Source organism: Methyloparacoccus sp. NF-16 (assembly GCF_056880625.1).
Window position 1 is genome coordinate 1582137 of record NZ_CP174130.1, and the last position, 10374, is coordinate 1592510.

General features: G+C 61.4%; 8 protein-coding genes. 4 read left to right on the forward strand and 4 right to left on the reverse strand.

Annotated features, from left to right (window positions below; all coding sequences use genetic code 11):
• The first annotated feature begins 7 nt into the window (after positions 1-7).
• The 4 genes from ACH5N8_RS07635 to ACH5N8_RS07650 all read left to right on the forward strand — a co-directional run bounded on the left by ACH5N8_RS07635 (position 8) and on the right by ACH5N8_RS07650 (position 6187).
• Positions 8-1960, forward strand: a complete 1953-nt coding sequence (locus ACH5N8_RS07635) for a cellulose binding domain-containing protein (protein WP_483283122.1) — start codon at positions 8-10, stop codon at positions 1958-1960.
• Positions 1961-2200: 240 nt separating this feature from the next.
• Positions 2201-3217 carry an FAD:protein FMN transferase gene (locus ACH5N8_RS07640; protein WP_483283123.1) on the forward strand — a complete coding sequence of 339 codons (1017 nt, stop codon included), beginning with the start codon at positions 2201-2203 and terminating at the stop codon, positions 3215-3217.
• A gap of 153 nt (positions 3218-3370) precedes the next feature.
• A complete protein-coding gene (locus ACH5N8_RS07645; RefSeq protein WP_483283124.1) occupies positions 3371-4270 on the forward strand; it encodes a polyphosphate kinase 2 family protein in 900 nt (299 codons plus the stop codon).
• A gap of 114 nt (positions 4271-4384) precedes the next feature.
• Positions 4385-6187, forward strand: coding sequence for an ABC transporter ATP-binding protein/permease (locus ACH5N8_RS07650; protein WP_483283125.1), 1803 nt, complete (start codon positions 4385-4387; stop codon positions 6185-6187).
• 54 nt (positions 6188-6241) lie between these two features.
• Here ACH5N8_RS07650 and ACH5N8_RS07655 read toward each other — a convergent pair whose 3' ends face one another.
• The 4 genes from ACH5N8_RS07655 to ACH5N8_RS07670 all read right to left on the reverse strand — a co-directional run bounded on the left by ACH5N8_RS07655 (position 6242) and on the right by ACH5N8_RS07670 (position 10249).
• On the reverse strand, positions 6242-7408 hold the full coding sequence (locus ACH5N8_RS07655) for a glycosyltransferase family 4 protein (protein ID WP_483283126.1): 1167 nt from the start codon (positions 7406-7408) through the stop codon (positions 6242-6244).
• Complete coding sequence (locus ACH5N8_RS07660; protein WP_483283127.1) at positions 7395-8297, reverse strand: NAD-dependent epimerase/dehydratase family protein; 903 nt, start codon at positions 8295-8297, stop codon at positions 7395-7397. The genes ACH5N8_RS07655 and ACH5N8_RS07660 overlap by 14 nt, the downstream gene beginning before the upstream one ends.
• Before the next feature lie 10 nt (positions 8298-8307).
• Positions 8308-9384: a GDP-mannose 4,6-dehydratase gene (gmd, locus tag ACH5N8_RS07665; protein WP_483283128.1), complete on the reverse strand. Its 1077-nt coding sequence runs from the start codon at positions 9382-9384 to the stop codon at positions 8308-8310.
• Between the two features lie 106 nt (positions 9385-9490).
• Entirely contained in the window at positions 9491-10249 is a 759-nt protein-coding gene (locus tag ACH5N8_RS07670) for a class I SAM-dependent methyltransferase (RefSeq protein WP_483283129.1), read from the reverse strand.
• Between the last annotated feature and the right edge of the window lie 125 nt (positions 10250-10374).

Genomic DNA, 10374 nt, shown 5'->3' on the forward strand with positions numbered 1-10374 from the left:
CACGACCATGAACAAAAAGTTTGCCGGAACCCTGCCAGCCATCTGCCTGTGGGCCGTGGCGCTTCAGCCAGTCCAGGGCGCCACCTTGCCGGCACCCGTGCCACGGGTGATCGTCAGTGCGGCGTCGGCCTGGGGAACCGCCGCCGACAGCTGGGCCGGCTATACCGGGGCGTTGCAGCTCTGGCTGCCATCGGACACGCCGGCAGGCTGGACGTTGACATTCCGTTCAGCCGACCTGGGACGGCAGGCCGCCGCCGCAGGGTTCTGGAATGCGGTGGTGACCTACGATGCCGCGACGCAGCGCTTTACCGTCGCGGCGCCATCCTGGAGCGGCGCCGTCGCCGCGAACAGCGTGCTGAATATCGGCTTCAATGGTCAGGGCGTGCTCGATCCACATGTCGTGCTGGATGACTGTACCTTCAATGGGCAGCCTTGCGTGGCGGCGGTCATGAGCCCTGGCGATGCGCAACAGACGCTGGCCGGCCTGTCATCCGGCACGGATAGCGGCAGTGGAGGCACGCCCGCGCCCGGCAACGATCCGCCCGTTGCTGGCGGTGAACATCCGGGTGGCACGCCGGGCGCGCTGGAAGTGCTTTTCTCGGTGAACAGCCGCTGGGCAGGCGGCTATGGCGGCAACATCACCGTCAAGAACCTCTCCGCTGACGCCCTGCCTGCCGGTGGTGGCTGGCAGGTACGGCTGAAATTTCCCGATCTGGCCACCGCCCGGGATGTCTTCAGCAGCGGTCCCTGGAATCTGCAGGCGACGATGGCCGATGACGGAACGGTCGTCTTGGGTCCGCTGGCATGGACAGCTGCCGTCACGGCGGGAGGGTCGGTCAGCAGCGGCTTCAATGGCGGCTCCCTGGCGAATCTGCGCAAAGCGGCCAGCGTGGAGGAATCCGTCGCGGTGGTTTACGACAGTTCCGTCGGTGCGGGCGATGGCGGCGGAACCACGCCGCCCGCCGATCCCGATCCGGTCGACGACGGGGAAGGCTTGCCGACAGGTTCGCTGCCGGGACATTTCCTGTTCAGTCCCTACAAGGATGCCGGCATTTCCATGAACTGGAATACCAACGTGATGTCGACCATGGCCAGCGGTAGCCTGAAGCCGCTGCTGGACGTCCTGCCTGCACGGGTGCCCGCCGTGACCTGGGCCTTCGCCACCGGCGAATGCGGTCGCGAAAACTGGGCCGGCATCGCGCCGGAATCCCTGGCCGCCGTGAATGTGAGCAACTTCGTCGCTGCCGGCAAGAACTACGTGGTTTCCACCGGTGGTGCGGCGGGCGCCTTTCATTGCGGCAGTCCCGAGGGCATGCGCACCTTCATCAACCGTTACGCGTCGAGGAATCTGGTCGGCGTGGACTTCGACATCGAGGCTGGGCAGAGCGCCGCCGACATCGAGAGCCTGGTCCGGCAGGTGGCAACGGTCCAGGCGGATTATCCCGACCTGCGCTTCAGTTTCACCATCGCCACCCTGGGCTCCAGCAATGGCGGCGCATTGACTGCGCCTTACGGGGATCTGTCGGTAACCGGCTATCACGTCATCCAGGCCTTGAAGCAATATCCGCTGAATAACTACACCATCAATCTGATGGTCATGGACTATGGCAGAGCGGGCAGCGGCGTCTGTGTCCTTGACAACAACGGACTCTGCGACATGGGCGAGACGGCCATCCAGGCAGCCAAAAACCTGAATGCCCGGTTTGGCATACCGTTGAGCCGCATCGAGTTGACGCCCATGATTGGCGTCAACGATGTGACGGATGAGCTGTTCTCCCTGGCCAACACCGACACCATGGTGGCCTGGGCATTGGGCAACGGGCTGGCCGGCGTGCATTTCTGGTCGGTCGACCGCGACACGCCGTGCAACCAGAGCCATGCGTCCCCGATCTGCAGTTCCGTGCCCACGGTTCCCGCCTGGGGCTGGACGCATCGCTTCGCAACAGCACTGGGGCTGTAGCACGCTGTATCCACAGGCCATCCCTACGTCTCTCGCGCTTTGCCGCGCGAGAGACGTAGGTGCAGGCAGTGGATGGCTGCCCAGAGCATTGTCAAGAGCACGCAAGGCAATTGCGCATAATGTATATTATGTTAAATAAATGCGTGATCGGGTGCATCGCTCGGGAAAACGCATGTGGATGGGTATACCACCGTGATAAGCCGCTAGAATGCGGCATCGAGTTTTCAGCGACACAGATCCATGCCATTGCGTTTCCTGTCTTCGGCGCTCGCCATCCTCCTGCTCACGGCTTGCCAGCCGGATGCCGAACTGCAACTGTCCGGCTCCATCCAGGGCACCACCTACCATCTCAAGGCGGTCACGCGCGGCGTGGTTGTCGATCGTAAGCAGTTGCAGGCCGACATCGAAGCCGTTTTCCATCTGGTGGACGAACAGCTCTCGAACTGGCGCGAGGATTCCGTCATTTCGCGCTTCAACCGCCAGAAAACCACCGACTGGCAGCCGGTCACGCCAAGCATCGTCCAGTTGATCGCGGTGGCACAGGACATCCATGCCAAGACCCAAGGGTGCTACGACCTGACGGTCAAGCCGCTGTTCGAGCTGTGGGGCTTCACCCGTCATGAGCAGACGGTACCGGACGCCAGCGCGATCCGGGCGGTCATGACCCATGTGGGCATGGACAAACTCGAGCTCGACGCCGCCAACCATCGGCTGCGCAAGCAGGACCCGGAGTTGCAAGTCAGTCTGGATTCCATCGCCCAGGGCTATACGGTGGCGGTGCTGGCGCAGGCGCTGGAAAACCGGGGCATCACCGATTATCTGGCCGAGGTCGGCGGCGAAATGAAGGTCCGCGGCAGCAAGGCCGACGGCACACCCTGGCGGGTCGCCATCGAGAAGCCGATGCCGATGGCACGCGAGGTGCAACGCATCCTCGAACTGCACGAGGCCAGCGGCGTGGCGGTGATGACCTCTGGCACCTACCGCAATTTCTTCGAGGCCGGCGGCCAGCGTTACTCGCATATCCTCGATCCGCGCACGGGCCGGCCCGTCACGCACCGGTTGCTGTCGACCACGGTGCTGGACGAGAATCCGACCCTGGCCGATGCCTGGTCGACCGCCCTCCTCTGCGTCGGCGAGGTCGAGGGTGCCAGGCTGGCCGAATCCGAAGGTCTCAAGGCCCTGTTCATCTATGGCGAGGATGGGCAGCTGAGGGAAAGCATGAGCAGCCATTTCTCGGCGGCGCCTGTGGCGCGCTAGGGGCGGGGCAGGTCGGGTCGTGTTTCCGCGCAGGAGGGTCTTTTGCCGCCGCTACCGCTCCGGCTCGACCACCGGCGGCGAACATCGGGAACCGCCCTCTTGCTCTATCGCCGGACGGGAGACGCGTCGTCGCCAGGCTTACGGGGAAGCACCATGATCGACAAGCAGGTTCTCAAGGCGGTGCGCATCAAGCCGGGCGAAAACGTCCGCCTGCGGGAAATCGACACCCGCTGGCCGAATGGCGGCCTCAAGGGCGACCTCGACCACTACCGGTCGCTGGCGACGGAACTGCTGCGGGACAACCTGGAGCAATTGGCCGAGAAACAGGAGCTGCTGTACGCCGACGACCGCCATGCCCTGCTGATCATCCTGCAAGCCATGGACGCGGCCGGCAAGGACAGCACCATCAAGCACGTCATGTCCGGCGTCAATCCGCAGGGCTGCCAGGTGTTCTCCTTCAAGCGCCCCTCCGCCGAGGAACTGGATCACACCTTTCTCTGGCGCTGCATGCGTGCCCTGCCCGAGCGCGGCCGCATCGGCATCTTCAACCGCTCCTATTACGAGGACGTGCTGGTCACGCGGGTCCATCCGCAATGGCTGGAACAGCAGCAGTTGCCGGACGGCAAGCGTGGCAAGAGGTTCTGGCGCGATCGCTACGAGGATATCAACGGCTTCGAGCGGCATCTGGCGCGCAATGGCACGGTGGTCCTGAAGTTCTACCTGCACCTGTCCCGCGACGAGCAGAAAAAACGCTTCCTGGACCGCCTGGATGAACCTGACAAGCACTGGAAGTTCTCGCTTGCCGACCTCGCCGAGCGTGCGCACTGGGATGACTATCTGGACGCCTACGAGGATGCCATTGCCGCGACCAGCACCGCCTGGGCACCCTGGCATGTGATCCCGGCCGATCACAAGTGGGCCTGCCGCGCACTGGTCGCGGAAATCATCTGCAAGACCCTGGATGGATTGAACCTGCGCTATCCGCGGGCGACCGAGCAAGATCGCGCCGCCTTGGCTGCCGCGCGGCGGCAACTGACGCAGGAATCCCGATGAATGAGCGGCGCCGGCCACCGGCGCCCTGCCCCGCCGTGGCGATCGCCGCCCGTGCGACGGGATTCCCGCAGGATCCAGCGACCACCCAATTTCCCGAGACCCGGAGCGTTCGCCATGTCCGCCAGCCGTAACACCCTGAATCGCGAGACTTTCTCGCGCGTTGTGAACATGATCCGCGCCATCCTGGCGGATGAGGCCGTCGGCCGCAGGGTGTTGCTGTACTCGGCCGGCATCGTCCTGTTCCTCCTGTCGATCAACGCCCTGAATGTCCTCAACAGCTACGTGGGGCGATTTTTCATGACCGCCATCGAGGAGCGCGACCGCGCCGGTTTCTGGTGGTACGCCTTGCTGTATGTCGGGGTCTTTGCCCTTCTGACCCTGATCGCGGTCAGCCTGCGCTACACCGAGGAATCGCTGGGGCTGCTCTGGCGCAACTGGATGACCTGGCACCTGTTCCGGCGCTATGCCGATCATCGGGTCTATTACCGGCTGGAGAACGACGGCGACGAGGTGGAAAACCCCGACCAGCGGCTGACCGAGGATGTCCGCTTCTTCACCACCACGACCCTTTCCTACGCGCTGATGCTGGCCAATGGCGGCCTGACCGTGCTGGCCTTTTCCGGCGTCTTGTGGAGCATCAGTCCCCTGCTCTTCGGCGTGGCGGTCGCCTATGCCTCACTGGGTACCTGGCTGACCATACGCCTCGGCCATCCGCTGGTACAGCTGAACTATGACCAGCTCGACCAGGAGGCAGACTTCCGCGCGTCGCTGATCCACCTGCGCGACAATGCCGACGCGGTGGCGCTGGCGCGGCGCGAGGGCCTGTGGATCATTCGCGCCGGGCGTCAGCTCGATGCACTGACCCGCAACTTTCAACGCATCATCCGCGTCAACCGCAATCTCGGTTTCTTCACGACCGGCTACAACTGGATGATCCAGATCATCCCCGCCCTGTTCGTGGCGCCGCTGTTCATCGACGGTCGGGTTGAATTCGGCGTCATCACCCAGTCCGCCGTCGCCTTCACCCAGCTGCTCGGCGCCTTCTCGCTGATCATCACGCAATTCCAGTCGCTGTCGTCCTATACCGCGGTCATTCGCCGCATCGGCTTGCTGGCCGACACGGCGCTGCGCGACGAAACCGGCGAGGTTGCCATGAGCCAGGCACAGACCGAACAGTGGCGTGACCGCGACCACGTCAGCTACGCCAATGTCAGGTTGCTGTCGCGCCAGGGAGACCGGGCACTGATCGAGAACCTGACGGCCGACATACCAGCCGGTCAGGCGGTCCTCGTCCACGGTCCCGAGGAAACGGCCCGCCTGGCCCTGTTTCAGGCCACCGCCGGGCTCTGGCCGATTGCCGAAGGCACCCTGGTGCGGCCGCCGCTGGAGCACATCCTGTTCGTCACCGAGCGCCCGTACCTGGCGCCCGGTACGCTGCGCGAGATGTTCCTGAAGCCGCACCCGGAGACCGGCACCGACCGGAGACGGCTGCCGGAATTGCGTCCGCGCGAGCTGTGCCCGCCCGTGGACGCCATTCACGCCTGCCTGCGCGCGGTCGGGCTGGGCAAGCTGCCCGAGAAATTCGGTGGCTTCGAGCAGGTACAGGACTGGGACAGCGTGCTCTCGCTGGCAGAACAGCAGTTGCTGGTCATGGCCCGTGTCCTGGCCAACCGGCCCCGGTTCGTGTTCCTCGACCGTCCGGGGTCCTCGCTGCCGCCGGACAAGCTGCTGGCCATTCTCAAGCTGCTGCGCCGGCGCGGCATAACGCCGGTCGTCTTCTCCGACCGTCAAGAACCTGCCGGATTCTTCGACGCCACGCTCGAACTCAGGCCAGATGGCAAGCCGCGCTGGATGGGGCCGGACAAGCCCGGGGCACCGGAGGGCAGGCGCCGGAGGACGGCACGGAAGCCGGCTTGAAGCCGTGCTCCCGCGGCAGGGACAATCACGCCCGTGGCGTGGGTTCCCGGTTGCTCAGTACAGGCAACGATAGGCATCCAGGGTGTTGGCAACCGTTTTATCCCAGCCAAACCGGCTTGCCTGAATCGGGCCACGTTCAGCCAGGGCGGCATGCCGTCGCGTATCGGAAAGCAACAGCGACATGGCCGCGGTGATCTCCTCCTGACAGAGCGGGTCGACCAGGCACGCCGCCTGTCCCCCCACCTCCGGCAAGGAGGCGAGATTAGAACAGATCACGGGAATACCGGTGGCCATTGCCTCCAGGACCGGCAGGCCAAACCCTTCATACAGGGATACACAGACAAACAATCGCGCACCCGCATAGATCACGGGCAAGTCGGCTTCCCGGACATAATTGAGGTAGATCAGCCAACCTGCCGACTGGCCGGCACGCATCCTGGCATGTATCTCCTGGCTGTGCCAGCCCGGGTTTCCGACCAGAACCAGCGGGTATTCCCGCTTGATGCCGTCCGGCAAGGCCTCGTAGGCCTGCATCAGCCCCAGCAGGTTTTTCCGCGGTTCGATTGTCCCGACGGACAGCAGGTAACGGCCTGGCTGCAAGCCGTAGGCACCAAGCCGGGCTGCCAGTGGCTCATGGAGACGCGGATAATAACCCGGATCCACCCCCAGGTAGACGGTTTTCACGCGGTCCTCAGGCAACCGGAAGGCTTCCAGTATTTCCTGGCGCGAGAATTCCGAATCCGTCAGCACCAGATCGCAGCGCCGCAGGATCTTGGGAAACAGGCGCAACAGATGATTGACCCGTTCCCTTGGATGGAACTCGGGGAAACGGATAACCGACAGATCATGGATGGTGCTGACCCGCAAACCAGGAAACGGCGGCAGGGCATAGTTTGGCGAATGATAGATATAGTTCTGGTATCGCCTCGCCTTCAGATACTTGAGGCCGGGTGACAGGGTCCGGCCAACCGTGCGTCGGGTTGCCCTGAGGACGGATGTCCAGCCGGTTTCGGCATCCGCCGTCCGCTGCTGGGCAGCCAGCGGTACCGTCTCAACCAAGGTGGTTTCATGGGCTATCCAGCGGTACCGGCGCAGCAACCTGAGATGACCGACCGCCGGATGTTTCCGCAAGCCCTTGGCCAATTCGTAGGCATAGCGCCCGATCCCCGTCAGGGGTGCCTGGATGGCATCGGCATCGAGAATGATATCAAAGCTTGACATGCTGCCCTGTTGTTGCTGGCATTCGGTGGGTGTTCCGGGAGGGTTCTGCATCCAGCATCCATTGCAGGGTCTCCGACAATGGATATTCCGGTAATGCACCTATGGCTGATTGCAGGCGGGATGGATCGCCAACCAGCCGGTGGACTTCCTGGGATCGCACGAATTTCGGCGTGACGCGTATTGCCGGGCGATGGGCGGACAATGTCCCCAACTGCTCAAGCACGTCACGCAGGGCATAACCTTTGCCGGAGCAGATGTTGTAGGTACAGCCGATATCCGCAGATACCAACAATCTGAGATAGGCCTCGCATACCATTCTTACATCGTTGAATTCGCGCTCGACCTCCAGATTTCCCACCTCCACGGCGCTGGCTCTGGCACGAAAACATTCCACAAGCTTGGGTACGATAAAGGCGGAATCCTGGCCTCTTCCGGTGTAATTGAACGGCCTGACGAACACGATGGGCAACCGGTTGGCATAAGCCCGCGCCATGTGCTCCATCGCCAGCTTGCTGGTCGCGTAATGGTTGATGGGGGCAGGACAGATCGTCTCATCGATGACCGGGACGCTTGCGTTGCCGTAGATGTTGGCGCTGCTGGCCAGCAAGATGCGTTCCACGGATACCCCGCGCGAAAGCAAAGCCTCCAGCAGATGCAGGGTGCCCAGCAAATTGACTTGATAGAGGGATTCCGGGTCGGCATGCTCGGCAAAACTGATGGCTGCCAGGTGGACGACATGGGTATAGTCGATGGCAGCCAGTTCCCGCGCAATGGCAGCCGGATCCCGCAACTCGAAGACAGGTGAAACGACTTCATGCCCTTGCCGCTCGGCCGACTCCCGGAAATGCCGGCCGGTGAATCCGCAAGCCCCCGTCAGCAGAATCTTCATGGCGAGAGCATCAAAAACTGAAGCCCTGCCGATTGCGGCGGAGATCGGCCTCCACCATCATCTGGCACAGTTCCTCCAGCGTGGTCTTCGGCTTCCAGCCCAGCCTGTCCCTGGCATACGACGGATCACCAATGAGAACATCCACCTCCGCGGGACGGTAAAAATCCGGATTTACCCGTACGACTACCTGGCCAGCACGCAATCTCCTCTCGCCTGGCAGCGGCACCTCTTCGGACACAGAGTGAATCACGCCGATTTCCTGCTCATTCCGGCCAGAAAACTCCAGCTCCGCACCCACAACCTTGAATGCCAGACGCACGAAGTCGCGCACAGTCTCGGCACGATTTGTTGCCAGCACATAGGTATCGGGGATATCTTTCTGCAGCATTTGCCACACCCCTTCAACGTATTCCTTGGCAAATCCCCAGTCGCGTTTGGCATCCAGATTGCCAAGTTCCAGACAGTCGACCCGGCCCAGCATGAGTTTGGCCACGCTGTCGGTAATTTTCCGGGTAACAAACTCGCGCCCTCGCAACGGGCTTTCATGATTGAACAGAATGCCGCTACAGGCGAAGATGCTGTAACTCTCGCGATAATTCACCGTCATCCAGTGCGCATATAGCTTGGCCACCCCATAAGGACTGCGGGGATAGAACGGTGTGTCCTCTTTCTGGGGGATAGCCTGCACCTTGCCGAACATCTCGGACGTGCTGGCCTGATAGAAGCGAATGCCAGGGTCGACCAGTCGGATGGCCTCCAGCAGATGCAGTGCCCCAATCCCGGTAATCTGCGCGGTGGTGCCCGGCTGTTCAAACGACACCCGGACGAAACTCTGCGCGGCAAGGTTATAGATTTCCCGGGGTCGCACGCGCTGCACCAGCGCAATGCTGGTTCCCAGGTCCGTCAGGTCATATTCCACCAGATGCAGATGCGGGTGATACTGTATGCCAAGCTCCTCGATCCGCCAGAAATTGACAGAGCTGGTGCGACGATAGGTACCATAGACCGTGTAACCCTTGTTGAGCAGAAACTGTGCCAGATATGCACCATCTTGGCCGGTAATGCCGGTGATGATTGCAGTTGTCATGATGTATGAAAAAAGCTGTCTTGCTGCCAGGCACAATAATATGGAAAGTATCTTGAAGAGATGGGCTAAGTCAACAGAATTTCCGCCGCATGACTAAATATAATATTTATTGTTCTGGCAGCCTTTCGATAATCAACAGATATGATGTTGCCACAAAGCCATCCATGAGGAGCTTTATGTGGTATTTGTCACCCTGGAAATATGGGGGAAGATCAGGCTCGATATCCTGCTGACTGTTACCGCAATCAAAGTCAGGCTCCGCCATCCTGTAAGCTGTCCCGGACAGTTTTTCATATAAATCCTCAATATCGCTTCTGCGATAGATGACGTTATCACCCGCGGCCACCGTATCGGCATTGGAAGACACGTTATATTCGGTTGTATGGACGGCTATGCCGCCCGGCTTCAGGAACTCCAGGGACTTCTCGATGAACTGGAAACCGGCATCCAGTGACCCAAGATGCTCTAGCGCACATGAGCTCCATAGGAAATCATACTGACCGCCAATGCCTTGCAGGGTCCGCATGTCCGCCGGCTTGAAGACGACTCTTCGATCAAACTCGTCCCTGGAAACAAGCTCCTTGTAGAATATGTTTTCCAATGATTCGGCGTGCTCGTTTCTGTCGATCCACCCCTGGCTGCTGAGCGCTGTGGACAAGTCAGTGGCGAGGATATCGCAACCTTTCGCGGCAAAGTAAGATGCCAACGGCTCAGTTCCAACAGCAAAACCAAGCCCCTTGGAGCCGTGCTGCAACTTGCCGAACTCATCCAGCACGGCAGCGATTTGACACCACTCCCAGAACTTTCGGTTGGCAAAATCCTGGCTGGCAGCCGAGTGCCATGGATAGATCTGCCGTATCTTCAAGTCACGCTCGATGCTCCTGTAGGATTCCGTTGCAAAATCCGAGTATCTACATGGTTTGCATTTCATGCTCATCACCGACAAGAATATAATTGATAACCGGCAACGCGAAAGCCAACCTGCCAGAC

Coding starts and splice junctions, on each gene's coding strand:
- ACH5N8_RS07640 (WP_483283123.1), top strand. CDS start 2,201: ATGCCATTGCGTTTCCTGTCTTCGGCGCTCGCCATCCTCCTGCTCACG.
- gmd (WP_483283128.1), bottom strand. CDS start 9,384: ATGACAACTGCAATCATCACCGGCATTACCGGCCAAGATGGTGCATAT.
- ACH5N8_RS07655 (WP_483283126.1), bottom strand. CDS start 7,408: ATGTCAAGCTTTGATATCATTCTCGATGCCGATGCCATCCAGGCACCC.
- ACH5N8_RS07635 (WP_483283122.1), top strand. CDS start 8: ATGAACAAAAAGTTTGCCGGAACCCTGCCAGCCATCTGCCTGTGGGCC.
- ACH5N8_RS07650 (WP_483283125.1), top strand. CDS start 4,385: ATGTCCGCCAGCCGTAACACCCTGAATCGCGAGACTTTCTCGCGCGTT.
- ACH5N8_RS07645 (WP_483283124.1), top strand. CDS start 3,371: ATGATCGACAAGCAGGTTCTCAAGGCGGTGCGCATCAAGCCGGGCGAA.
- ACH5N8_RS07660 (WP_483283127.1), bottom strand. CDS start 8,297: ATGAAGATTCTGCTGACGGGGGCTTGCGGATTCACCGGCCGGCATTTC.